Annotated in this window: 21 protein-coding genes; 14 read left to right on the forward strand and 7 right to left on the reverse strand. The window is 70.3% G+C overall.

Features of this window, described 5'->3' with window-relative positions; all coding sequences use genetic code 11:
- Positions 1–60 precede the first annotated feature (60 nt).
- From mfd to ABD793_RS35445, 8 genes are all read left to right on the forward strand, one after another.
- A complete protein-coding gene (gene mfd / locus ABD793_RS35410; protein WP_344867773.1) occupies positions 61–3,636 on the forward strand; it encodes a transcription-repair coupling factor in 3,576 nt (1,191 codons plus the stop codon).
- A gap of 473 nt (positions 3,637–4,109) precedes the next feature.
- Entirely contained in the window at positions 4,110–5,108 is a 999-nt protein-coding gene (locus ABD793_RS35415) for a SurA N-terminal domain-containing protein (RefSeq protein ID WP_344867731.1), read from the forward strand.
- Positions 5,105–6,031, forward strand: coding sequence for a nucleoside triphosphate pyrophosphohydrolase (locus ABD793_RS35420; protein WP_344867732.1), 927 nt, complete (start codon positions 5,105–5,107; stop codon positions 6,029–6,031). Before ABD793_RS35415 ends, ABD793_RS35420 begins: the two co-directional genes overlap by 4 nt.
- Before the next feature lie 72 nt (positions 6,032–6,103).
- A complete protein-coding gene (locus tag ABD793_RS35425; RefSeq protein ID WP_344867774.1) occupies positions 6,104–6,658 on the forward strand; it encodes an RNA polymerase sigma factor in 555 nt (184 codons plus the stop codon).
- A gap of 41 nt (positions 6,659–6,699) precedes the next feature.
- Entirely contained in the window at positions 6,700–7,488 is a 789-nt protein-coding gene (locus tag ABD793_RS35430) for a zf-HC2 domain-containing protein (protein ID WP_344867733.1), read from the forward strand.
- Between the two features lie 19 nt (positions 7,489–7,507).
- Positions 7,508–8,311, forward strand: a complete 804-nt coding sequence (locus ABD793_RS35435; protein WP_344867735.1) for an ABC transporter ATP-binding protein — start codon at positions 7,508–7,510, stop codon at positions 8,309–8,311.
- Positions 8,305–9,699 carry a hypothetical protein gene (locus ABD793_RS35440; RefSeq protein ID WP_344867736.1) on the forward strand — a complete coding sequence of 465 codons (1,395 nt, stop codon included), beginning with the start codon at positions 8,305–8,307 and terminating at the stop codon, positions 9,697–9,699. The genes ABD793_RS35435 and ABD793_RS35440 overlap by 7 nt, the downstream gene beginning before the upstream one ends.
- A complete protein-coding gene (locus ABD793_RS35445; RefSeq protein ID WP_344867737.1) occupies positions 9,699–10,262 on the forward strand; it encodes a hypothetical protein in 564 nt (187 codons plus the stop codon). Before ABD793_RS35440 ends, ABD793_RS35445 begins: the two co-directional genes overlap by 1 nt.
- Positions 10,263–10,282: 20 nt before the next feature.
- Here ABD793_RS35445 and ABD793_RS35450 read toward each other — a convergent pair whose 3' ends face one another.
- From ABD793_RS35450 to efeU, 5 genes are all read right to left on the reverse strand, one after another.
- Positions 10,283–10,693: a PPOX class F420-dependent oxidoreductase gene (locus tag ABD793_RS35450; protein ID WP_344867738.1), complete on the reverse strand. Its 411-nt coding sequence runs from the start codon at positions 10,691–10,693 to the stop codon at positions 10,283–10,285.
- 33 nt (positions 10,694–10,726) lie between these two features.
- Entirely contained in the window at positions 10,727–11,782 is a 1,056-nt protein-coding gene (locus tag ABD793_RS35455) for an LLM class flavin-dependent oxidoreductase (protein ID WP_344867740.1), read from the reverse strand.
- Between the two features lie 105 nt (positions 11,783–11,887).
- Positions 11,888–13,123: an iron uptake transporter deferrochelatase/peroxidase subunit gene (gene efeB, locus ABD793_RS35460; RefSeq protein ID WP_344867741.1), complete on the reverse strand. Its 1,236-nt coding sequence runs from the start codon at positions 13,121–13,123 to the stop codon at positions 11,888–11,890.
- On the reverse strand, positions 13,120–14,259 hold the full coding sequence (gene efeO, locus ABD793_RS35465; protein ID WP_425548825.1) for an iron uptake system protein EfeO: 1,140 nt from the start codon (positions 14,257–14,259) through the stop codon (positions 13,120–13,122). Before efeO ends, efeB begins: the two co-directional genes overlap by 4 nt.
- A 2-nt stretch (positions 14,260–14,261) precedes the next feature.
- Entirely contained in the window at positions 14,262–15,110 is an 849-nt protein-coding gene (efeU, locus tag ABD793_RS35470) for an iron uptake transporter permease EfeU (protein WP_344867743.1), read from the reverse strand.
- A 271-nt stretch (positions 15,111–15,381) separates the two neighbouring features.
- Here efeU and ABD793_RS35475 point away from each other — a divergent pair, with 271 nt between their 5' ends.
- On the forward strand, positions 15,382–16,188 hold the full coding sequence (locus ABD793_RS35475; protein WP_425548826.1) for a lysozyme family protein: 807 nt from the start codon (positions 15,382–15,384) through the stop codon (positions 16,186–16,188).
- 1,250 nt (positions 16,189–17,438) lie between these two features.
- Here the strand turns inward: ABD793_RS35475 and ABD793_RS35480 are convergent.
- Positions 17,439–17,669: a hypothetical protein gene (locus tag ABD793_RS35480; RefSeq protein ID WP_344867745.1), complete on the reverse strand. Its 231-nt coding sequence runs from the start codon at positions 17,667–17,669 to the stop codon at positions 17,439–17,441.
- Between the two features lie 660 nt (positions 17,670–18,329).
- Complete coding sequence (locus ABD793_RS35485; protein WP_344867747.1) at positions 18,330–18,734, reverse strand: tetratricopeptide repeat protein; 405 nt, start codon at positions 18,732–18,734, stop codon at positions 18,330–18,332.
- A gap of 71 nt (positions 18,735–18,805) precedes the next feature.
- On the opposite strand from ABD793_RS35485, the gene ABD793_RS35490 reads away from it, so the two are divergent.
- The 5 genes from ABD793_RS35490 (at position 18,806) to ABD793_RS35510 (ending at position 24,520) form a co-directional block, all read left to right on the forward strand.
- Positions 18,806–19,327, forward strand: coding sequence for a VOC family protein (locus ABD793_RS35490; RefSeq protein ID WP_344867749.1), 522 nt, complete (start codon positions 18,806–18,808; stop codon positions 19,325–19,327).
- Between the two features lie 61 nt (positions 19,328–19,388).
- Entirely contained in the window at positions 19,389–20,675 is a 1,287-nt protein-coding gene (gene eno / locus ABD793_RS35495; RefSeq protein ID WP_344867751.1) for a phosphopyruvate hydratase, read from the forward strand.
- A gap of 193 nt (positions 20,676–20,868) precedes the next feature.
- A complete protein-coding gene (locus tag ABD793_RS35500) occupies positions 20,869–21,231 on the forward strand; it encodes an FtsB family cell division protein (RefSeq protein ID WP_344867752.1) in 363 nt (120 codons plus the stop codon).
- Between the two features lie 223 nt (positions 21,232–21,454).
- Positions 21,455–21,967: a DUF501 domain-containing protein gene (locus ABD793_RS35505; RefSeq protein WP_344867753.1), complete on the forward strand. Its 513-nt coding sequence runs from the start codon at positions 21,455–21,457 to the stop codon at positions 21,965–21,967.
- A 1,599-nt stretch (positions 21,968–23,566) separates the two neighbouring features.
- Entirely contained in the window at positions 23,567–24,520 is a 954-nt protein-coding gene (locus ABD793_RS35510) for a Ppx/GppA phosphatase family protein (RefSeq protein WP_344867754.1), read from the forward strand.
- The last annotated feature ends 514 nt before the right edge of the window (positions 24,521–25,034 follow it).

Here is a 25,034-nt window from a genome sequence, read left to right on the forward strand (position 1 = left end):
TGCGGGGAGCGGAATTCAGTCGGTCCCGGGACGTACTCTGGGACGGTGACCGACGCTCCACTGTCCGGACTCCTCCAAGCCATCCTTCCCGACCCGGCCCTTCGCGGGATCGTCGAGCGTGCCGGTGCGCCGCTGCTCGAACTGCAGGGCGCCGGCGCCACCCGGCAGCTCGTCGCCGCTGCGCTGGCCGCAGATCCCGGCCTCGGCGGCGCCGGGCGCCCGGTGCTCGCCGTCACCGCCACCGGGCGGCAGGCCGACGAGCTGACCGCGTCGCTGACCGATCTGCTCGGCCGCAGCCGGGTCGCCGACTTCCCGTCCTGGGAGACGCTGCCGCACGAACGGCTCTCGCCCCGCGCCGACACCGTCGGCAGGCGGCTCGAAGTGCTGCGCCGGCTGCACACCGGCGACGACGAGCTGCGCGTCGTCGTCTCGACCGTGCGCAGCCTGATCCAGCCGATGGCCCCCGGCCTCGGCTCGCTCGAGCCGATCGACCTCGTCGTCGGGCAGGAGCAGAGCTTCGAAGATCTGCTCGAACGGCTCGTCGAACTCGCCTACACCCGCGTCGACATGGTCGAGAAGCGTGGCGAGTTCGCCGTCCGCGGCGGCATTCTCGACCTGTTCGGGCCCACCGCGCAGCATCCGGTCCGGGTCGAGTTCTGGGGCGACGAGGTCAGCGAGATCCGCGCGTTCGCGGTGTCCGACCAGCGGTCCCTTCCCGGCGAGATCCAGCGCGTCACCGCACCGCCCTGCCGGGAACTGCTGCTCACCGCCGAGGTCAAGGCCCGCGCCGCCGACCTTGCCACCACCTACGAGGCGGACGCACACCTCGCCGAGATGCTCACCAAGCTCTCCGGCGGCATCCCGGTGGAAGGCATGGAGGCGCTGATCCCGGTGCTCTGCGAAGGTGAGCTGGAACTGCTCACCGACGCGATGCCGGCAGGCAGCCACGTCCTGCTCGCCGATCCGGAGAAGATCCGCGCCCGCGCGGCCGATCTCGTGCGCACCGGGCAGGAGTTCCTCGAGGCCTCCTGGACCACGGCCGCCGCGGGCGGGCAGGCGCCGATCGACCTCGGCGCGTCGGCCTACCGCGGGCTGGCCGAGATCACCGGCCACGCGCAGGAAACGAACCGCTGCTGGTGGACGCTCACCCAGCTGACCAGCGAGGACCCGGACGTCTACCGCGTCGGCATCGAGGCCGCGCCCGCGTACCGCGGCGAGCTGGAGCGGGCGATGACCGACCTGCGCGCGCACCTGGCGAGCGGCGGCACCGGCGTACTCGTCGTCACCGGGCAGGGCACCGCGAGCCGCGCCGTGGAGCAGCTGCTGGCCGCGGATGTCCCGGCGAAGCAGGCGGACGTCCTGACCGAGCCGCCGTCGACCGGTCTGGTCACGGTCACCTGCGGCGGTCTCGCCGACGGGTTCGTGTCGCCGGAGCGGGCGCTGGTGGTGCTGTCCGAGGCCGACCTCACCGGCCGCGGTGCCACCGCCGGAACGTCCACAAAGGACCTCAACGCCAAGATGCCGTCGCGCCGCCGCGGCTCGGTCGACCCGCTCGCGCTCAAGGCGGGCGACTACGTGGTGCACGACCAGCACGGCATCGGCCGGTTCGTGGAGATGGTGCAGCGCACCTTGAAAGACTCCGGCGGGGCCTCGGTGACGAGGGAGTACCTGCTGCTGGAGTACGCCTCGTCCAAGCGCGGGCATCCCGGCGACCGGCTCTTCGTGCCCACCGACCAGCTCGACGAGGTGTCCCGCTACGTCGGCGGGGAGCTGCCCACGCTCAACCGGCTCGGCGGCTCGGACTGGAAGAACACCAAGGCACGCGCGAAGAAAGCGGTCAAGGAGATCGCCGCCGAGCTGGTGCAGCTCTACGCGGCGAGGCAGTCCGCGCCGGGGCATCCCTTCGCCCAGGACACGCCGTGGCAGCACGAGCTGGAGGATGCCTTCCCGTTCACCGAGACCAACGACCAGCTCGCGGCCATCGACGAGGTCAAGTCCGATATGGAGCGCGGCGTCCCGATGGACCGGGTGATCTGCGGCGACGTCGGCTACGGCAAGACCGAGATCGCGGTGCGTGCGGCGTTCAAGGCGGTGCAGGACGGCAAGCAGGTTGCCGTGCTGGTGCCCACGACCCTGCTCGCGCAGCAGCACCTCAGCACGTTCGCCGAGCGGATGCAGTCGTTCCCGGTCACCATCAAGGGCCTGTCGCGGTTCACGAACAAGACCGAATCGGACCTGATCCTCGAACAGCTGGCCGCCGGTGAGGTCGACATCGTCATCGGCACCCACCGCCTGTTGCAGACCGGCGTTCGCTACCAGGACCTCGGTCTGGTGATCGTCGACGAGGAGCAGCGGTTCGGCGTGGAACACAAGGAGCACATCAAGGCGCTGCGCACGCACGTCGACGTGCTCACCATGTCCGCGACCCCGATCCCGCGCACCCTCGAGATGTCGATGGCGGGGATCAGGGAGATGTCCACCATCCTCACCCCGCCGGAGGACCGGCACCCGATCCTCACCTACGTCGGGGGCTACGACGACAAGCAGGTCGGTGCCGCCATCCGGCGCGAGCTGCTGCGCGACGGCCAGGTGTTCTACGTGCACAACCGGGTGTCCTCGATCGAGAAGGCCGCGCGGCGCATCCGCGAGCTGGTGCCGGAGGCGCGCGTGGTCACCGCGCACGGCCAGATGAACGAGGACAAGCTCGAGAAGATCATCCAGGGTTTCTGGGAGAACGAGTACGACGTCCTGGTCTGCACCACGATCGTGGAAACCGGACTGGACATCTCGAACGCCAATACGCTGATCGTCGAGCGCGGCGACATGCTCGGGCTGGCGCAGCTGCACCAGCTGCGCGGCCGCGTCGGCCGTGGCCGGGAACGTGGCTACGCCTACTTCCTGTACCCGCCGGAGGCGCCGCTCACCGAAACCGCGCACGACCGGCTCGCCACCATCGCGCAGAACACCGAACTGGGCGCGGGGATGGCCGTCGCGATGAAGGATCTGGAGATCCGCGGCGCGGGCAACATCCTCGGTGCCGAACAGTCCGGGCATATCGCCGGCGTCGGGTTCGACCTGTACGTCCGGCTCGTCGGCGAGGCGGTCGACGCCTTCCGCAGGCACGCGGGTGCGGAACCCGCGGAAGAGAAGGAGCTCGCCGAGGTCCGTGTCGACCTGCCGGTCGATGCGCACATCCCGCACGACTACGTCCCCGGCGAACGGCTGCGGCTGGAGGCGTACCGCAAGATCGCCTCCGCCCCGGACCCCGCGGCACTCGAGGCGGTCCGCGAGGAGCTGATCGACCGCTACGGACAGCCGCCTGCCCCGGTCACCCGCCTGCTCTCGGTCGCGACGTTCCGGCACGCCTGCCGGGCCGCGGGCGTCACCGAAGTCGCGGTGCAGGGCAGCACCATCCGGTTCGCCCCGCTACCGCTGGCCGACTCGCAGCTGGTGCGGCTGAAACGCTTGTACCCCAAGGCGTTGTACAAGGCGGTCACGAACACCGTCTCGATCCCGAAACCGACCGAGGGGCCGGCAGGCGGCCGGATGGGCGCGCCGGCACTGCGGGATCAGGAACTCCTCGACTGGTGCACGAAACTCCTGGCCCAGCTGACGAAGACGCCGGCCGCCGTGTGAGGAGGCGGATCAGCGGGCAGCCTTGATGGCCTTCGCCGGCGTCCGCGCATGGTCGGGGCTCACGGCGAGTGCCCTGGTGAGACAGCGGAGCACGGGAACGCGCTGAACCAGCCAGCAGACGGCGGGAACGGCGGAGACGGCCCACCCGGACAACGATGTGATCATGAGATACCTCCAGCGCGAGCTGTTCACCCGGGAGGTCTATTCCACCGCGATCAGCGCAGCCGAGCGCGGTCCGGCGGTCGGCAGGGCCACCGCGAACTGCCCGATCAAGCCTTGTGACCAGGGGAAATCCGGTCAGGTTGGCGGATGCTCGGCGTTGTCGCCGGTGCAGTACTTCGGAACCGGAAGCGGACGAAGTGTCCCGGTTCGGCATCCAGGGGCCGGCTGCCCGGCACTGCCCGCCGGATCGCTGCGACGGTGTTGCGTTTCCGGGGCGGGCGTATGAGAGGGTATGGCCTGTGATGCGGATCATGGGGCGCCCTCGTGCGCTGGTCGCCGTCGTTGCCGGAGCTTTCCTTCTCGCCGGATGCGGCAGCGGTCCCAGCCAGGTGAACACCGCCGCGATCGTCGACGGTCAGCGCACCACCATCGACCAGGTGCAGAACCTGCTCGACCGGGCGGTGCAGGAGCAGCCCTATGCCCGGCAGCTCGCCGCCAAGCACAAGCTCGACCTGGTCGGCAGGGAGATCGTCCGCCAGCAGGTGCTGCACGCGGTACTGGCCAAGGCGGCGAAGAAGGAGGGCGTTGCCGCCGATCAGGGGGCCATCACCGAGGCGTTGCAGCACGATCCGCTCGCCGGTCCGGTGCCCGCTTCCGTGTCGCAGGACGAAACCGCGGGCGTGACCCAGCTCGTGTGGCGGCTGCGTGATCACCGCGAGGCGGTGACCGACCAGTACCTGGAGCAGGCGCTGGCGGTGAAGACCCTGCCGACGCTGTCGGTCAACTTCGACTACACCAGCATCGGTGCACCCACCTCGGAAAGCCAAGCGCCGACCGTGGACGCGAAGACTGCGCGCAGCGAGGCCTTCGCGAAGGCCGAGGAGTACGCGAAGAACCCGAACGCGATCCGCGCCGAACTGCAGGCGGGAGCGCAGGGCAACGTCGGGCAGCAGGCGCCGGCGCTGTCGTCGCCCGAGGACGCGGCCACCGTGTTGTTCGGCGTGCCGGCGAACACCGCCATCGCGTTCCAGCCGAATCCGTCCAGCGCGCCGACCTGGTGGGTGGCCGCTGTGGTGCGGCAGCGGACGACGGACAAGCAGGTCGCCACCGACCAGGTGCAGCAGCCGACCTCCGGCCAGCTCAGCGCGATCGGCGTGCGCATGCTGCAGCCGTACCTCGGCGAGGTGCAGTACAAGATCAACCCGCGTTACGGCGTGTGGGATTCTGTCGGCATGAACCTCGCTCCCAGCTCCGCCGAACTCGCCGGTGTCGTGGCGCCCGTGCACGGTGGCGCTCCGGCGCAGCAGTGACCGGCTCCGTCGTCGTCCTCGTCCGCGGGGACGCGTTCCCCTCGGCCGCGCTTCCGCTGCTACGGACCTCGTCCGCGGTCTACGCAGGCACCGACGTCGATGCGGTGCGGCTCGGTCTGCCTCCGCTCGCCCAGCCACCGCTGGGCCGGGACATCGTGCTCGTCGCCGCCTCGCGCGCCGAACCGGCTGCGGCCGCGCTGCTCGACGCGGGCGCGCAGGTGATCGAGGCTCCGGTGCCGCCGCTCGTCGAGGCCGCCGAGGTGATGGACCGGCTGCGTTCGCCGGGCGGCTGCCCGTGGGACGCCGTGCAGACGCACGATTCGCTGCGCCAGTACCTGGTCGAGGAGACCTACGAGCTGCTCGACGCCATCGAGGAGAACGACCGCGAGGCGCTGCGCGAGGAACTCGGCGACGTGCTGCTGCAGGTGCTCTTCCACGCGAGGGTGGCTGCCGAGGACCCGCGCGACCCGTTCACCGTCGACGACGTGGCGCGTGCGCTGGTGGGCAAGCTCGTCAGCAGGCACCCGCACGTGTTCGCCGATGCGGACAGCTGGGCCGGCACTGAGCGGCAGGAAGCGCAGTGGGAAGAGCTGAAGCAGGCGGAGAAGCAGCGCAAGTCCATTGTGGACGGTGTCGCGCTCGGTCAGCCCGCGGTCGCGCTCGCCGGCAAGCTCGGCCAGCGCAGTGGCCGCGCGGGTATTCCGCTCGATCTCTTCCCGGACGCGGCTGACGCGGGTGCGCAGCTCTTCCGCGTCGCCGCCACCGCCCGCCGCGGCGGGGTGGATCCGGAAGGCGAACTGCGGGCGGTCGCCAAGCAGTTCGCGCGGGACATCCGGACGGCGGAGGCCGCCGCCCGGTTGAACGGGATCGAGCCGGCCACCCTGGAAGCCGAGGGCTGGCGGAAGTTCTGGCCGGCAGGCTGACCGCCGCGGTGAATGTGACACAGCACACTCCCGGGTGAGAACCGAGCGCGCAGTGTCGGCGTCTTGCCTGGTGTGAAGCACAAGCCACCTTCGGAGCCGGACGAGGAACAACTCGTCCGGCGCACTGCACGAGGCGACCGTGCGGCGTTCGAGGAGCTGTACCGACGCACGTCGCCATGGCTCGCGGTTCGGCTGCGTCGCCGTTGTGCCGACGAGCAGATCGTCGCCGAGGTGATGCAGGAGACCTACCTCGCCGTGTGGCGTGCCGCGGGTTCGTTCGCCGGCGCGGCCGCGGGCGGTTCCGCGGTGGGCTGGGTGTGGACCATCGCCGCCCGGCGCCTGGTCGACGCGTTCCGCCGCCGTGCGCACCACGCCCAGCCGCCGCCCGAGGTCTACACCCCGGAGCTCGCGCCTGCCGCCGAGGAAGAGGCACTGGCCGGCGCGGTCGGCGACTCGGTCGGCGACGCCCTGCGCACTCTCGCACCCGAGCTTCGGCAGGTCCTGCAGAGCATGGTCCTCGACGGTCTGTCCGTCCGGGAGACCGCCGTTCTGCTCGGACTGCCGGAAGGCACTGTCAAGACGCGGGCCCGCCGTGCCCGGATCGCGATGCGGGAGGCGTTGTCGTGAGCGAGATCCCGGTTCCCCGTCTCCGTGGAGGAGGTCAACCCATGAGTCACGTGCCCGACCGGCTGCTTGCCGCCTACGTCGCCGGTCGTGAACTGCCGGGCGACGAGGGGTGGGCGATCGAGGCGCACCTGGAGGGGTGCGCGCAGTGCCGTGCCCGGCTTGCCGGGGTGACCACCACGGAGGAGTCCGGCTTCCTCGACGCCGTGTGGGCAGGTCTGCAGCCGCGGCTCACCGCCGAACCGCAGCCGCTGCGCGGGCGGGCACGGGCCTGGCTGCACGGCTGGGCGACGCCGGTGATGGTGCCGTGGCTGGGCATGGTCGTGCTGGTGGCGGCGATCGCGGTCTTCCTCGACCAGGCCTCCGCAGGGGGGGTCTCGCTGGTGCAGCTGTTCGCCCCGGTGCTGCCGGTGTTCGGGGTGGCCGCGGCGTGGTCGCGGGGCCTCGACCCGGCTTACGAACTCACCGCCGGTTCCCCGCGCGCCGGGCTCGACCTGATTCTGCGGCGGACCGTCGCAGTACTGGTGCCGGTGGTGTTGGTCCTGCTGCTGGCGGGCTGGCTCAGCGGTTCGAACATCGGGCTGGTGCTGCTGCCTGCGCTCGCCTTCAGCGCGGGCACGCTCGCGCTCGGCACGTTCATCGGAGCCGGCTGGGCCGCGGGAGTGCTGGCCGGGGTGTGGCTGAGCGCGCTGGTACTGCCGACCGTGGCATTCGGCGGTTCGGTCGCGCTCCTGTCGGCCTCGCTGCCGGTGTGGGCCGCGGTGTTCGTACTGGCGGCCGGTCTCGTGGTGCTTCGCCGAGGCTTCTTCATGCGGCTCGCCGCACACAATTGAGGGAAGAGGGGAAACACAGATGCGGACAGTGGAAGCTGCCGAGGTCGCTCCGACGACCTACGCCTGGGAAATCCAGGCCGAACAACTGAAAGTACGGGTCGGCCGCAAACGGATGGCGGTCGACGGATTGGATGTCGCGCTCAGCACCGGGGTGCACGGGCTGCTCGGCCCGAACGGAGCGGGAAAGACCACGTTGATCCGGGCGCTCGCGACGGTGCTCCGCCCCGCCCACGGCAGCCTGACGCTGCTCGGCGATACGGTCGGCGCGTCCATCGACCTGCGGCGGCTGCGCCGTCGGATCGGGTATCTGCCGCAGACGTTCGGGTACTACAAGCGCTTCACCGTCCGCGAGTTCGTCGAATACATAGCGTGGCTCAAGGAAATGCCGAAGCAGGCGGTGCCGGAGGCAGTGCAGCGCGCGATCGAGCGCGTCGGCCTCGCCGACCGCGCGGGGGACAAGATGAAGACGCTCTCCGGCGGCATGGTCCGCCGGGTCGGCATTGCGCAGGCGATCGTGAACGATCCGCAGATCCTGCTGCTCGACGAGCCCACCGCCGGGCTCGATCCGGCCCAGCGGGTGCGCTTCCGCGAGCTGATGCAGGAACTGGGCAGGGACACCTGCGTGGTCGTGTCCACCCACCTGGTCGAAGACGTGGCCACCGCGTGCACCGACGTGATCCTGTTCTCCGCGGGGAAACTCGTCTTCCAGGGCACCCCGGACGACCTCGCCGGGGCGGGCAGCCCGGAGGACACCGGCGACAGCCCGATCGAGCGGGGTTACTCGGCGCTGCTGGGTGACCGGGTGGGGAGGGACTCATGGTGAGCATGCTGCGAGTGGAACTGCGGCGCACGATCGCGCCGTGGGTGGTGCTCGTGATGCTGGTGGTCGGCATCGGCTTCTTCGTGGCTTTCACCGGCCCGTGGATCAGAGGTTCCCAAGCCTGGGGGCTCGAAGCACTGTCGTCGGCGCAGTGGACGCGCTTCTTGCTCGTGTTCTTGTGGCCGATCATCGTCGGCGCGTCCGCGATCCAGGGCATGCGGGACAACCGTGCCGGTGTCCGCGAGCTGTTCACCTCGACCGCCCGCCCGGCAGGCCATCGAGCTGTGCAGCTGGGGCTCGCGATGGGGATTGCGGCGGTCGTGGGATACCTGGTGGTCCTGGCCGTCGGCATGGCGCAGGTGATCGCGAACGACGGGATGTTCACCTTCGCGTCGGTGGCCCCGGTCGTCCTCGGCCTGCTTTCGGTGGTCGCCGGTGTCGGGCTGGGGCTCGGGGTGGGCCGGTTGCTCCCGCATCCGATCACCGCGCCCGCCATCGCCGTGATCTCCTTGGTGGCCACGTTCTTCCTGCAGATTGCCAGCAACGGGGCAGCTTCGGTGAACCAGCAGGTGCCGAACTGGGTGCTCTTGCTGTCGGTGGCGCCGGACGATCCCCGCAGTCCCTTCGATGCCCCGTCGGCGGCGGTCGTGCTCGGCCAGATCTGCTGGCTGGCGGGACTCGCGGGTACCGGTTTCCTGTTGCTGACGGCCGGTTCGGTGCGTACCCGGTTGCTGGCACTGCTTCCGGTGGTGGCCGGGCTGGCGGTGGCGATACCGGTCTTTCCCGCTTCCGCGGAGGGCAACCTGACCGTGGACAAGGCCGCGAGCGCGCTGGTCTGCGACGGTCCGGTGTGCGTCACGAAGATGCACGAGGACTGGCTGCCCACGCTGGCCGGTCCGGGGAAGCAAGCCCTGCAGGCACTGCAGAAGCTGCCGCAGCACCCGGATCGGGTCGAGGAATCGACCGCGGCGGAACTCAGCTCCCAACCCGGTCCGCGCGACCCGGCGCGGCTGTTCGCGCAGCGGGACGACCTGCGGTACGCGGCGCACACCGGCGCGCCACTGACGGACAAGGCCGGCAACGACCTGGTGGCAGATTTGCTCGAGGGAGCAGGCGCCCCGAGGTGCGCCCGGCTCACTTACGCCGGTCCGGAGGAGAGCCACGAGGATGCGGCGCGGCGGGTGATGGAGTCCTGGCTCCTCGGTTCGGCCACCCCGCCACCCAGCCGGAAATACGACCAGCGGGACCTCGCGGGACTCATGCAGTCGACGTGGACCGCGTTGCACGCGCAGCCGGAGCAGGAGCAGATCGCGCGGGTCGCCGCCGCCCGGCAGGTCGAGCTGACCTGTCACGGCGACGCGCTGGCCGCGCTTACCGGAGGGGCGCACTGATGCGATGGTTCGCGTTGTACGCGCGTTCCCGGCAGCTGCCGGTGGTGGTGCCGGCAGCGCTGCTGTCGATCGTGGCGATCCGGTTGCTCGCGGCGAGCCGGTGGTCCCCGCTCTTCGCGGCGCTCGCCCTGACCTCGGCGGTGGCGCTCGCCGCGGTCGGGCTGAGCGGGCAGGACGTCGAGCTGGACCGCACCGCGGCGTTCGGCTGGCTGCGCCGCAGGTTCGTGCACATCCTGACCATCGGGGTGGTCGCCGGTGCGGTCCTGCTTGCGGTACAGAGCATCGGCGACTCTTCGGTGGACACCGCGCTGATCGTCCGGGACAGTGCCGGTCTGCTCGGCCTCGCCGGCCTTGCCGCGACCGTTTTCGGCGGCCAGTTCGGCTGGACCCTGCCGCTGGTCTGGACCGTGCTGGCGCTGTCGGTGCCCGCGGACAAGGCGCTGCTGAACCAGATCCTGATCTGGCCCGTGTCCCCACCGGAGGACACTCTCGCCTGGTGGCTGGCGTCCGGGTTGTTCGTACTGGGCACCGGGCTCTACTCGGTGGTCGGTGCCCGCCGCTGAGTCCGAAGCCCCGGTGCTGCTCAGACCGTGCGGTTGTGCGGGACGAGGTCGAGCGGATCGTGGTCGGGGTCGTCGATACCGAAGCTGATGATGCGCTCCGGGTGGATGCGGATGGCGGCGCCGTCCAGGTGGCCGTCGCCGGCGAACGCGTCGGGGACGGCCACCGCGTGGCCCCGGATTTCCAGGCAGCGCACGCGCATCGGGTCCAGGGACGGGCGGTCGTCGACCACGAAGGCGACCCGCCCGTTCGCTTCGACGTTGCGGTACTTGCGGCTCTTCGTGAGGTGGTAGCCGGTCACGTCGATTGCCCGGACCTGCGGGTTCCAGGCGAACCCGACCGGGCTGACCTGCAGGGTGCCGTCCGGGTGCTGGGTGGCCAGCCGGCCGAGATCGTGCTCGGCGAGGAAGGTGAGCTCTGCTTCGGTGAACATGTGCTCATCCTGCAAGTTCAAGTCAACTTGAAGTCAACCGCGCGACGGCACGAGTTCGCGCACCCGGGGGATCACCTGCCCGGCGAACCGCCGCATCTCCGCCTCGAACGGCTGGAACTGCAGCATGAACGTTTCGATGCCGAGGTCCGCCCACTCCCGGATCCGCCGGGCGACGGTGTCGTAGCTGCCGACCAGTCCCGCCGCGGTACCACCGTTCGTGCCGATGTGCGGGTACTTCGCGAAGGTCTGGAACATCACCGCCTTCGGGTCGGCGTCCGCGACCAGCGCTTCCCACCGGGCCTTCCCCGCCTCGGCCAGCTCCCACAGCCTGGCCAGCTCGGCTTCCGCCTCCGCGTCGGTTTCCCTGGCCACCACGAACGCGGACAGCCCGTACCGCACCGGATCGCCGGTCCGCGGCCGCGCGGCGACGTCCGCGAGCAGCCGGGCCACGTTCTCCCGTGGCTGGCCGTTGACGAACCACACGTCCGCCTGGGCGGCCACCAGCGCCCTGGCCGGTTCGGACTCCCCGCCGACGTACACCGTCGGCGGGGTTCCTGTCGGGCGCAGCCGGTATCCCTCGACCTGGAAGTGCTTGCCCTGAAAGGAGGTTCGCTCGCCGCTGAACAGCCCGCGGACCACGCTGAGCCATTCGCTGCCGTAGCCGTAGCGCTCGTCGTGCTCGGCGAACGGGATGCCCGCGCGTTCCAGCTCCGGTTTGAACCACGCGTTCACCAGGTTCAGCCCGAACCGCCCGCCGCTGATCTGCTGGATCTGCTGTGCCTGCTTCGCCAGCACCACCGGATGCACGAGATACGGCTTGATCGCCGCGATGATCTCGATCCGCTCGGTGAGCGCGGCCAGCGCTGCCGCGCTCGTCCAGGTCTCCAGCTGGTCCAGTTCGTCGCCGAAGGGGTTCACCACATGCTGTGCGATCAGCGTCGAATCGAACCCGAGCCGGTCGGCCTCGACGATCAGCGCGCGGTTGCGCTCCCAGGTCGCGTCCACCGGATCGTCCGGGTGGTCGAACGGTCCCCACGATCCGTAGACGACTGCCCACACCCCGAACCGCGGCTGAACCACTGCGACCACGACTGGACTCCTCACCTCGCGCGGATGGCCGCGGTCACTGTCGCGTGCCCGCCCGCGGACGGCAAGCGGTCCCACACACTGGCCCCTGGCCGGGATTCTGCGCGTTCAGCCGAAGAGCCCGTCGCCCCAGTTCGACGCCGGGGTCAGTCCCGGCGGGACCGCGAAGTGCGCGGATCCGGTGTGCTGCACGTACTCCATCATCGCGTCCTTCGCGGAGAGCGCCTGCTGCATCGGGATGTACTGCGTGCGGGTGTCCCGGTTGAACGCCAGGAAGAACAGCCCGGCCTCCAGGTGGCCGACGCCGTCCGAGCCGTCGACGAAGTTGTAGCCACGGCGCAGGATCCGGGCACCGGCGAGGGTCTGGTGCGAGGCGAGCCGGATGTGCGCGTCGTCCGCGATCAACGGCACCCCGCCCGCGCCGCCGACGTCGAGGTCGACCTGGTCGAACTCGCCGGTCTGGCCGAGTGGCGCGCCGGTTCCCTTGCTGCGCCCGACGATCTGCTCCTGACCGGACAGCGTTTCGCGGTCCCAGGTCTCGATGTGCATCCGGATCCGGCGGGCCACGAGATAGCTGCCGTCGGCCATCCACGCCTGCCCGTCATCCGGCTGCGCCCACACCTGGTCGTGCAGTACGCCGGTGTCCTCGGCCTTGACGTTGTTGGTGCCGTCCTTGAACCCGAACAGGTTGCGCGGCGTCTGCTGCGTGCGCGAGGTCGACGAGCTGCGCCCGAACCCGAGCTGTGACCAGCGGACCTCGGTGACGCCGAAGCCGAGCCGCACCAGGTTGCGCACCGCGTGCACCGCCACCTGCGGATCGTTCGCGCAGGCCTGGATGCACAGATCGCCGCCGCTGCGGGCCGGATCGAGCTTGTCCTTCGGGAACAACGGCAGGTCGACCAGTTGCGGCGGGCGTTTCGCGGCAAGGCCGAACCGCCGGTCGAACAGCGACGGCCCGAAGCCGATGGTCAGCGTCAGGTCGGCGGCGGGCAGGTCGAGCGCTTCCCCGGTGTCGCCGGGCGGCGCCTCCGCCGCGCCGCCGGTCACCACTTCCTGCCCCGCGGTCATCCGCCGGGCAGCGGCGGTCCAGGTGCGCAGCAGCGCACGCAGCTCGCCGACGTCCTTTGTGGTCACGTCCAGCGCGGCGAAATGCAGGTTCGGCTGGGTGGGCGTGACGATGCCTGCCTGGTGTGTGCCGTGGAAGTCCACAGTGGATGCGGTGGCCGGCGCGCCGGATCCCGGGTCGAGCCGGTCGACGCCGATCCCGGCCGCCACCCCCGCCCCGGCCAGCGCGACACCGGCGCCGGTCAGGCCGAACAGCTGCCGGCGGGAGACCCCGGTCATTTCGCCACGACCGCCGCGACCTTGCTCAGCGGCTCGCTCAATGCGTCGACCGCAGAGGCGAACGTCTTGATCTCGTCCGGCGAAAGCTGATCGTAGTACTTGAAGCCGTCACCGGAACGGGTTTTGTCCAGCAGTGCCTGCACGTTCGCGAACTCTTTGTCCAATGTGGACACCAGCGTCGCGTCGCGGGACTGCAGGACCGGTCGCAGTGCGGCGATTGCGTTCTTCGAACCGTCCAGGTTGGACTGGAAGTCCCACAGATCGGTGTGCGAAAAGGTCTCCTCCTCGCCGGTGATCTTGCCGGTGGCGACCTCGTCGAGCAGGCTTTTCGCCCCGTTGGCCAGGTCGAGCGCGCTCAGCCGGAGGGCCTTGGACTTGGCGAGAAGATCCTTGACGTCGGTGCGCAGCCGGTCCGCGATCTGCGGGCTGTCCGGCTGGAGACCGGTGCGCCACAGGTCCTTCTCCAGCCGGTGGAACCCGGTGAACTGCTGTCCGGGCTCGAGGTCGGCCTCCCGCGCGTCGATGGCGGGGTCGAGATCGCCGAACTTCTCCGCGACCGGCTCGATCCGCTCGTAGAACACCCGGGTGCGGGCGTATTCGGACTTGGCCTCGTCGACCTTGCCCGCCTTGACCGCGGCGGCGAACTTGTCCGTCTCGGTTTCGAGTGCACTGCTGTTGTTCGCCACGTAGGTCGCGTAGCTCTTGGTGGCCGCCGCCTTCTCCGCGTCGGCGTCGTTCTGCCGCGCGGCCCCGCCGGTCACCGTGAACTCGCCGCGGATGCCGTTGCCGACCATGCCGGGTTTGCACGCGGTCTGGTACTTGCCCGCGTCCGGCACCTCGACGATCAGCCGCCGGTTCAGCCCTGGCGCGATGTTCTCCACCTCGCCCATGATCCGGTCGCCCTCGGCGTAGAGGTAGAACTCGGTGACCTTGGTGCCCTTGTTGGCGATCTCGAAGGTGAGATTGCCCGCGCCGGCGGTGTTCGAGGCGACCGCGCAGGAGGTGTCCGAAGCCTCGACCTTGATCGGCCCGCCTGCTGCGCCGTCCGCGCTGCCCGCGCTGTCACAGCCGGCGAGTGCTACCAGGACACCGGATCCGGCAAGTGCGATCAGCGTGATTCTGGGGGATCGGGACACGGTCACTCCTCGACGGTGCCCGCGCCTGCCTGAGCCGGCACGGTGTTCTTGCGGGTGGGCTTGAGGAACAGCGGCAGCACGACCACGACGTAGGCGATCCACGCGACGGCCTGCAGTACGGTCGTCTGCTGCGAGTAGTTGAAGATCCCCTTGAGCAGCGCGCCGTACCAGGAGGTCTCCGGCAGCGTGCTCGAGGCGTCGAACGCGAGTGTGGTCAGGCCGGGCAGGAACTGCGCCTCCTGGAGGTCGTGCAGGCCGTAGCCGAGTACGCCGGCGGCGACGAAAACCAGCAGCACCCCGGTGACGGTGAAGAACTTCGCGAGGTTGAACCGCACCGCGCCGCGGTAGAGCAGGTAAGCGAGGATGACTGCAACGGCGATGCCGATCACAAAGCCGGTCAACGGCTGCACGGTGTCGGACTGCGCGGTCTGCACGGCGGAGTAGAAGAAGACCGCGGTTTCGAGGCCTTCGCGGCCTACGGCAAGGAAAGACAGCAACAGCACGGCCGCGGGACCGACTTTGAGCGCGTCCTCCATCTTCCCGCGAAGCTCCGCGGCGATGTGCCGGGATGCCTTGCGCATCCAGAAGATCATCGCGGTGACGAAGCCGACCGCGACGATCGACAGGCTGCCGCCGAGCAGCTCCTGGTGCTCGAAGCTGAGCTGCGCGGTGCTGTAGGTGAGGATCGCGCCGACAGCGACCGAGAGCAGCACTGCGGCGCCCACGCCCGGCCAGACGAACCGCAGCGCATGCCGCCGGTCGGTCTTCACCAGGAAGGCAACCAGGATGCTGACCACCAGCGCTGCTTCAAGGCCTTCGCGCAACCCGATGAGTGCGCTCGAAAACACCACCGTCTTCAGCCCTCCTCCGCGTACCTGACCCGATGTTTTTAGGTAAGGCTTGCCTGTATGTCCAGAGGTGTGGACCTCGCGGCGGCGGGACAAGAGCGGCAAAACGGGCGCCGACACCGGGTTAGGTTAGGATAACCGCAGGTCACGGCGGTCGGTGGTGGGCTGGATAACGAAATGAGTGATCTCGCCCGCCCGTGCGCGCAGTTAACCGTCCGCTTGCCAATCGCCCGATCCAGGGTCCCGCGCGGGTGTTCATCAGTAACCTGTCCGGGTGGCCGATACCACCCAGCAGACCGCCGCCGAGTCGTCCCCGGCGGGACCGCCCCGCCGTTACCGCGGCCGCATCGCAATGTCGCTGGGCCTCGTGCTCACCGGCGTCGTCCTGGTGGTGACGATCGGGGTCCGTGACCCGGATCCGCCGGCACCTGCGGCCGCCCCTGCGCCGCCGCCGTCGTCGGTCGGACCGGAGCAGGCCCCGAAGCCCGGCGCGCAGGCGCCGCGAACCGGCCTGGCCGCGCCCCCGGACCGGCCGACCGTGTCCGACCAGGCCGAACTGGACACGTGGGCAGCGCGGGTGGCGGGCAAGACCGGCCTGTCCCCGCGGCTGGTGTCCGCCTACGGCCGTGCGGAGATGTGGATGAGCCGCCAGAAGCCGACGTGTCACCTGTCGTGGGCCACGCTCGCCGCGATCGGGCACCTGTCCTCGGACGCCATGCAGATCGGGCCGGACGGAGTGGTGTCCGGCCCCTCGACCGGCCCCTCGGCCGGCCCGGACACCGACGGCGGTGCACTGGACGGCGACCGCGCGGCCGACCACAAGCTCGGCCCGCTGCAACTGGCCCCGTCCACCTGGCGAAAGTACGCACAACGCGCGAACGGCGACGGCAAGCCCGCCAACCCCCGCAACATCGACGACGCAGCCTTCACCGCCGCCCGCTACCTCTGCTCCGGCGCCGACGACCTGGGCACCCCAGCAGGCTGGTGGCGGGCAATGCTGTTCTACAACGCATCCGTCCAATACGGACAGAACGCTTTCGTGGCCGCAGACTCCTACGCGGCCGACAGCGTGGCACCCTGACGCTGGACGCGTTGGTGGTGCTGCGGTGAGGTGGTCGCCCCGCGTCGAATGCCCGATGACCAGGGGCCTTGCGCCATAGCAGGCGCGCAACGATGCGCTGCCCGTGCGGCCGCGAGCTTGGCCGGCGACGATCCACGGCAGCCGCGTGCCCGGCCCGGCCGCCTCCCGATGCCCAGGCACCCGTGCCCGGCCCGGCCGGTAGCGAAGCCCCCCCACCGCGGCGTCGAGCCGGAACGCTGATCTCCGGTAGCTTGCGGTGCCGGCAGCCCGTTCTTGCTCGCGAAGTACCCGTCGCTGTCGCTGTCGGAGTGCTGGTTGCGTGGGTTCTTGGTCTTGGCCGGGGTGCTGGTTGTGTGGCTTCTTGGTCTTGGCCGGGGTACCGATCGCGCGAGTTCTTGGCCGGGGTGCTGGTTGCGCGGGTTCTCGGTCTTGGCCGGGGTGCCCATCGCGCGGGTTCTTGGTCGGGATACTGGTTGCGCGGGTTCTTGTCCGGAGCGCTGGTTGCGTGGGGTCTTGGCCGAAATGCTCGTCGCGCCTGCTGTTCGTTGCGGAGTGGCCCCAGCGGGTCCGCTTTTGCTCGCGGAGTACCCGTCGTGCCTGCTGGCCACGGAATGCTCTTCGCGCCCGGTGTCTTCGGAGTCGCACTCCCCGTTCGCGGCGGTCAGCGGCAGCGCGCCCCCATGGAGCCCGGCGTGAAGGCAGCCGACCCGGCCACGGACCTCCTCCGCCGCTGCGGCTTCCTACGCCGTGGCGGGCCCAGCGTCCCGATGCCGGGCAAAAGTCTCCTGCGCGGATTTCTGGCCCGCGGAGCGTTCTCCGGTACGCGGAGCGTGTGCCGGGTGAGTCTCTTGTACGCGGAGCGTGCGACGGCAGCGTGGCCAATCTGGCGTGCGGACACCGGACGACCGGGGCGGCGCGCCGTCGAACGTGGCGTCGTACCCGGCACGTGGGCAGGCTTGGGCGGCGTGCCAGGTCCGGTGCCTGACCTGGTGGCGTGGTGCGTATGGTGTCTGGCAGTGGGCATGCCTTGTGGTGCCGGGCATGTGGCGCCTGGCAGTGGGTGGGCCTTGTGGTGTGGTGCGGGTGGTGGTGTCTGGCAGCGGGGGCCTTGTGACGTGAGACGTGTGGTGTCTGGCCGCGGGCGGGCCATGTGGTGTCGGGCGTGCGCTGCCTGCCAGTGGGCAGGCCATGTGGCGCTGGGTGTCCGATCTGGGCGGTAAGCGCGGTGGATCTGGTATGTCGATGGTGGGTCAGTGGGTCGGCAGTGCGGCGTTGACCCGCGCGGTGTGGGAAGCGGACTGCTTGCGCAGGGTCGCAGTCCGGACCGGCAGGTTCTGCGTGGCCGCGGCCGGTGTGCGTGCGGGCTGCTTGCGCGTCCCGGCCGGGAACCGCTCGTTCAGTTCCACCAGCACCGGCGCCAGAGCCATCAGTGCCAGCACGATGAGCCCGGCGGCGGCTCCGATCACGGTCAGTGCAGTCATGTCTGCCTCCTCGAGTCGTCCTCTGTGCTGACTCAAGCCTCCGTCCGGTGGCCCCAGCCACGGATCGGCCGGACGGCCGAGCACCGGCGCCAGATGGCCAGCACTCCGGCGCCAGACGGCCAGTAGCCCGGCGTCACCTCGGTCCGGTCGGCGTCGGCCGTGTTCGTGGAGTGCTGGTCCGACCTGCCGCGTCCGCTGTGCGTCGGCCGGACCAGCCGCGTTCGGGTCGCTGGACCTTGCCGCGTTCGTGGAGCGCCTGCCGGACCTGCTGAGTTCGCGATGCGCTGGGCGGACCTACTGAGTTCGCGGTGGGACACACTGTGTGCACGGAGGTAGGCGAGGCCTGCCGTGTTCGCGGTGCGCCGTCCAGGCCCGCCGCGTTTGCGGACGCCCCTGCCAGCGGTTTTGTCTCGACTTGTGCCGGTGGCTCCCCGCGCTTTCGTGGCAAGGTCATCCCGAGCGCCGAGCGCCGAGCGCCGAGCGCCGAGCGCCGAGCGCCGAGCGCCGAGCGCCGAGCGCCGAGCGCCGAGCGTGGGCGCGGCTGCGAGCCGAACCCCCAGCGCCCGCGAGTCGAAAGCCGTTGACCTGCGGGTATGGCGATCGTCCGGCCAGGGTGCGGGCGCTGTCGGCGTCTGTCCGGGGCCGCGGGTGCGCCGGCGCTCAGCTGTCGCTCAGTGCGATCCTCGCGCGGACCTCGCTGATCGCCTCAAGGTACTCCGGGATCGGGTTCATCGCCGAGGCCATCCGCAGCTGGCCGAGCGCCTCGGCCAAACGGCCGAGGCGCTGCAGCGTGCGACCGAGGACGAAGCGCGCGTAGTGGTCGGTCGGATCCTGCTCCAGTACTCGCGTGAACGCGCGTTCGGCGCGGCGCAGCTGTGCGGAGTGGAAGTACGCGCGCCCGGCCAGCAGTTGCACGCTCGGCTTGTCGGATTCGTTGTCCAGCAGGGGTTCGAGGGCTTTGAGCGCGTCGAGCGGGCGGCGCCGTCCCACGAGGTCTTCGGCCTGGCGGAAGGCGCGGACCCGGGCTTCGCCGGTGGGCTCGGGGGCTGGTTCGGCGTCCGTCATGGTCACTCCGACGATACCGGCGTGGAGGGCGTTGCACGACCGTCGTTGGCGACGTGGTGGACTGTTCTGTCATGAGCAGCGATGAGGAGCCCGGTTACTTGGGACTGGCGCCGTACCTCTACTACACCGACGCCACGGCGGCGCTCGCGTGGCTGACCAGGGTGTTCGGGTTCACCGAAGAGGTCCGGTTCGAGGACGCGTCCGGTGAGGTCTTCCAGGCCACGTTGTGTGCCGGGGCCGGACGGGTCCAGCTGGCAGGCGTCGGTCCCGAATACTGGGAGGCAAAAGGTGTCGAGGGCCCGGTCGGGCAGCTCAACATCGTCTACGTGACCGACGTCGACGCCCAGTACGAGCGGGTACGCGCCGCACTCGGCGACGAGGACGAACTGGAGCCGCCGCAGGACCAGCCTTACGGCGCGCGGGTGTTCACCGTCTCCGACCTCGGCGGCAACAGCTGGACGTTCTGGCAGCAGGTGACCGACACCGTCGAACTGCCGTCCGGATGGCGCGAGGTGCGGCCGGAGGAGCCCGCGGACCCGGACGGGGAACACTCAGCGGAACCGCCGGACGACGGCCGAGCCTCCAACGGGTGAACGCTCCGGACGGCTACGCTGGGCGGCGTCACCGCAGGCACGACGCACCAAGGAGCAGAGCGTGGCTCTCATCGAGCAGGTAGGCGCGCGCGAGATTCTCGATTCGCGCGGCAACCCGACCGTCGAGGTGGAGGTGGCACTCGACGACGGCACGCTGGCGCGGGCTGCCGTCCCGTCGGGAGCGTCCACCGGCGAACACGAAGCCGTCGAACTGCGCGACGGGGACACCGGCCGCTACAACGGCAAGGGTGTGGAACGCGCGGTCGCCGCGGTGCTCGACGAGATCGGCCCCGACCTGACCGGAGTCGACGCGGTGGACCAGCGGATCGTCGACCAGCGGCTGGTGGACCTCGACGGCACGCCCGGCAAGTCCCGGCTCGGCGCGAACGCCGTTCTCGGTGTTTCCCTTGCCGTCGCGAAGGCTGCCGCGGAGTCGGCCGAGCTGGACCTCTTCCGCTACCTCGGTGGGCCGAACGCGCACGTACTGCCGGTCCCGATGCTGAACATCCTCAACGGTGGCGCACACGCCGACACCGACGTGGACATCCAGGAGTTCATGATCGCGCCGATCGGCGCCGAGTCCTTCCGCGAGGCACTGCGCTGGGGCACGGAGATCTACCACGCGCTGAAGTCGGTGCTGAAGGGCCGCGGCCTAGCCACCGGCCTCGGCGACGAGGGCGGGTTCGCGCCCAGTCTCGGCAACAACCGCGAGGCGCTCGACCTCATCCTTCAGGCCATCGGCAAGGCCGGCTACACCCCGGGCCGCGACGTGGCGCTCGCGCTGGACGTCGCCGCCACGGAGTTCTACGGCGACGGCGCGTACACGTTCGAGGGCACGAAGCGCAGCGCCGAGCAGCTGTCCGCGTACTATGGCGAGCTGCTGCGCGACTACCCGCTGGTGTCCATCGAAGACCCGCTGGGCGAGGACGACTGGGACGGCTGGGTCCAGCTGACCGCCGAGATCGGTGACAAGGTGCAGCTCGTGGGCGACGACCTGTTCGTCACCAACCCGGATCGGCTCGAGGAAGGCATCAGCCGCCGTGCGGCGAACGCGCTGCTGGTGAAGGTCAACCAGATCGGCACCCTTTCCGAGACGCTGGACGCGGTCTCATTGGCCACGTCGTACGGCTACAAGTCGATGATGAGCCACCGGTCCGGCGAGACCGAGGACACCTTCATCGCCGACCTCGCGGTCGCCACCGGCGTCGGCCAGATCAAGACCGGCGCCCCTGCTCGCGGCGAGCGGATCGCGAAGTACAACCAGCTGCTGCGCATCGAGGAAACGCTGGCGGACGCTGCCCGCTATGCCGGCGACCTCGCCTTCCCGCGGTTCACCGTGGAGGCCTGAGGCGCCGATGGCCGACCGGGGGAGGGCGCGCAACCGCCGCGGCGGCCGGGTCGACGGGGGTGGGTCCACGAGGGCTCGCCGCCCCGCGTCGGCCCGCCGTCGCACCGGTGCCGCCGCGACGGAGACGACTAGGACCCGGCTGCGCCGTGGCCTGGCGGCGAAGCGCGCCTCCGGGGCGGCCAAGGTGCTCGGCATGTCGACGACCCGGCGTGCCGCCGTGGTGGCGATCGTGGTGTGCGCACTGGCCTTCACCGTGGCTGTGCCGCTGCGCACCTACCTCAGCCAGCGGTCGGAGGTGCGGGAGCAGGAGGCGCAGCAGGCCCAGCTCCAGCAGGAGGTCGCCCAGCTGCAGGACCGCAAGAACCAGCTGGGTGACCCCGCGCAGATCGAGGCGGAGGCTCGGCGCAGGCTCCGGTACGTGAAACCCGGGGAGACGCCGTACATCGTGCAGCTTCCGGAAGACCAGCCTGCCGCGCCGCCGCAGCAAACCGGACCGCAGGAGGTTCCGGAGGGCTCGTGGTATGAAAACCTGTGGAACCAGGTCTCCGGCGGCTGACCCGATAGCGCTCGCTTTCCGTTGTGGGTTGGGGATTTTCCGGTTCACCGTCGACCTCCTTCCAGTAGCCGGTGGGCTCGATGAAGTGAACGCTACGCCGTGAGCGGGTGCGGCAAGGCCGCTCGAACCGGGTTGTCCACGTGGCGGTTCAGTTGTGGACAACCAGGCCTTTCCGGCGGAGGTCGCGGCAGGCCGGGCGGACGTCGGCATTAGCCTTGGCACCGTGAACAGCAGCACGGAGACACCCCGTTTCGAGCCCGTCACCGACGCCGACCGGGAGGTCATCGCGCAGCAGCTCGGCAGGCCACCACGGGCCCTGCGAGCCGTCGCGGCGCGGTGCCCCGGCGGTCACCCGTCGGTGGTCCAGACCAGTCCGCGGCTGGAGAACGGTACCCCGTTCCCCACGCTGTACTACCTCACGTGCCCGCGGCTGTCGTCGCTGGTCGGCACGCTCGAGGCGTCCGGGGTGATGAAGGAGATGACCGAACGGCTCGGCACCGACCCGGAACTCGCCGCGGCCTACCAGCACACGCACGAGACGTACCTCGCCGAACGGGACGCCATCGAATCGCTCGGCACCCAGGTCACCGCAGGCGGCATGCCAGGACGAGTGAAGTGCCTGCACGTCCACCTCGCGCACACGCTCGCCGCCGGACCGGGCGTCAACCCGTTCGGGGACGAAACGCTGGCCTGGGTCCGCGAACAGGGTTGGCCGTCGGGCGACTGCGCCGGGTAGCGCCCCGGTCTCCGGAGTGGATGGCCCAGGCGGGAGTGCTTTTGCGGCGGGAATCTGCGCATCGGGTAGGCGAACATCGGTGTCCCGGTGGGAGCGCTGGGGAGGGGAGCGCGATGCCGGTGCCACGCAGACGGCGGCGCGAAGCCCGTCCCGGCCCCGCTTGAGCCAGCGGCTGCTGGGCCGTCTGGGGAGGAAGTCGCTGCTGCGCCGCCGGGTGTCGAGAGGCCTTGCGCTGGATAAGGGCTCCGGTGGCTCGGAATTTCCGGCTGTCGAGAGCCGATTGCTGGGGGTTGCAACTGACTTGTCCGGTGTTGCGGTGGGATCGGCTCGGTGTGGAAGGGCAACCTTACGTGGGGGAAGGTGGCCCGTCAGTGTTTCGGTGGAGTTGTCTGGCGTGAAGTCGGATCTTCCCGATGTGGAGGCGGAATTTCCTGTTGCGGGTGCGGAAACCGCTGGTGTGGGAGGGAATGCCTTGGTGCGGTTGCGGGATGTCTTGGTGCTGGGTTCGATTCGCTCGGTGTGTGGGTGCCGTTTCCTGGTGTCGAGGGTGAATTCTTTGCGGTAGAAGGGGAATCGGTGGAGGCGCTGAGCGCTCCGGTGCCCGGTCGGGTCGGGGGCGGAGCCGAGGGAACTGTTGCTCTGCCGGAGAAAGTGCCGAAAGAATGCGTGCCGTGGGAGCCGCTGTGGCAAGAGCATCTGTCGCCTGAAGGAAGCGCCGCCAGGGTAGACCTCCAGGTGAGAGGCGTTGCCACGGCGGGCGTCGCGGCGGGGGCGTCACCCGGGTAGGCGATGCGGTGGGGCGCCACCAGGGTGGGTGTTGTGGTGGGAGGGGCCGCCTGGGTGGGTGTTGTGGTGGGAGGGGCCGCCTGGGTGGGTGTTGTGGTGGGAGGGGCCGCCTGGGTGGGCGTTGTGGGGGAAAGCGTTGGCGGGGTAGGCGTCGCTGGGAGGTGTCGCGACGTAGGTCGTCGCGGGAGTGGTTGTTTCGGGGCGCTGTATCGCTGGGGTGGTTGTCATGAAATTGCTCGTTGCGCGAGCAGTTGGCGTCGCGTGGCGATGCACAGTTGGGGCGGTCGTCGCGGGGGTAATTGGCGGCGTGAGCCGCCGTCGCGGGGCAATACGTCGCGGGGGCGGTCGTTGCGTGCGGAGGTGTCGCAGAGGTGTCCGTTGAGGGGAGGGTTTGTTCTGAGTGGGGGTGTGGTGGTGGCGGGTGGGTTGTCGCGTTCGGGGGGGCGACAACCCAGCATTCGACGGTTGTTGTGGTGCTCGTCGGGGTGGCGGTCTTGGCTGGTGCCAGGGGGTTATTGCTTGGGCTTGGCGAGGGCGTTCCGTGGAGACGGCGCTTTGGTGCGCGGAGGGTGCTTGGATGGGGGGATGGCGTGCTGGCGGTGGGGGTTGAACGGGGCGCAGCCCGGCGGTGGAACCATCGGGGCCTGGTCGGCCTGTGTGTCGGCCTTGAGCACGCTGCGGTCGGGTACTCCGGGGGAGGAGTCTGCCTGGGGTGCTGCTGCGCGAACGCGGCTCGGGTCGGGTCCTGCGGCTTAGGGGGACCATCGGTGAACACGCACACAGCCGGGAACCCGGGGCAGTAAGGTCGGGGGCATGCCTCGGGTAGCTGCGATCGACTGTGGGACCAACTCCATCCGTCTGCTCGTCGCCGAGCTGACGCCGCGTCACGACGGCACGGTCGACTTGCGCGATCTGCACCGCGAGATGCGCATCGTGCGGCTCGGCCAGGGGGTCGACGCCACCGGGCGGCTCGCGCCGGAAGCGCTCGAACGCACCCGTGCCGCGCTCGCCGACTACACCGTCGCGGCACGGCGCAAGGGCGTGGAGAAGGTCCGGATGGTCGCCACCTCCGCAACCCGGGACGCGAGCAACCGCGACGAGTTCTTCGCGATGACCCGCGAGACGCTCGGCACCGAGGCCGAGGTGATCAGCGGCGACGAGGAGGCCCGGCTTTCGTTCACCGGAGCGGTCGGCGAGCAGGACCCGGACGACGGTCCGTTCGTGGTCGTCGACGTCGGCGGTGGCTCGACCGAGCTCGTGCTCGGCACGTGGAACGGCCGCGAAGCCGAAGTGCTGGCGGCGAAGTCGGTCGACATCGGCTGTGTCCGGATCACCGAACGCGCGCTGCCCGGCGACCCGCCGACCGCCGCGGAGATCGCCGCCGCGCGGAGCCTCGCCGGCGAGGTTCTCACCGAGGCGTTCGACGTCGTGGACGTCGCCAAGGCCCGTACCTGGATCGGTGTCGCGGGCACGGTGACCACGTTGTCGGCGGTCTCCCAGGAGCTGCCCGAGTACGACTCCGAGCGCACCCACCTTTCGAAGCTCTCGCACGCCGATCTCGACCGTCTGGCCGCGAACCTGCTCGCCGCCGACCGCGCCACCCGTGCCGCCAATCCGGTGATCCACCCGGGCCGGGTCGACGTGATCGGTGGCGGTGCGGTGATCGTGCAAGTGTTTGCCGAGCAGTTCGCCGCCCGCGGTGGTCCGGACCAGCTGGTGGTCAGCGAACACGACATCCTCGACGGCATCGCGCTCTCCCTCGCGTGATCGGCAGCGAACCTCACCTGGCCAACGCCGGACCTCACCGGGCCACGGCCGACCTAGGCTGAATCAACGCCGGACCTCGGCGCGCCACGGCCGGCCCCGGCGGATCAATGCCTGACCTCACCGGGGTTGATGCCTGGCCTCCGGGACCAACGCCGGCCCCGCCGGGCCGACGCCTGACCCCGGCAGACCTTGGCTGAGCACCGGGATCGGCAGCGGATCGACTGGACTGGACCACGGTTGACCGCACCTGGCGCGACGGTCCCGGGCCACGCCGCGACGGGCCGGGCTGGGTCGCGACGGGCCGGGCTGGGCTGGGTCGCGACGGTCCCGGGCTGCGACCGGCTGCGTTGAGCTTCGACCCGGCTGGGTCGGGTCAGGTCGCGTCGGGCTGCGACCGGCTGCGTTGAGCTTCGACCCGGCTGGGTCGGGTCAGGTCGCGTCGGGCTGCGACCGGCTGCGTTGAGCTTCGACCCGGCTGGGTCGGGTCAGGTCGCGTCGGGCTGCGACCGGCCGC

Origin of the sequence: Amycolatopsis ultiminotia (assembly GCF_039536925.1) — a bacterium.
Lineage (GTDB): Bacteria > Actinomycetota > Actinomycetes > Mycobacteriales > Pseudonocardiaceae > Amycolatopsis > Amycolatopsis ultiminotia.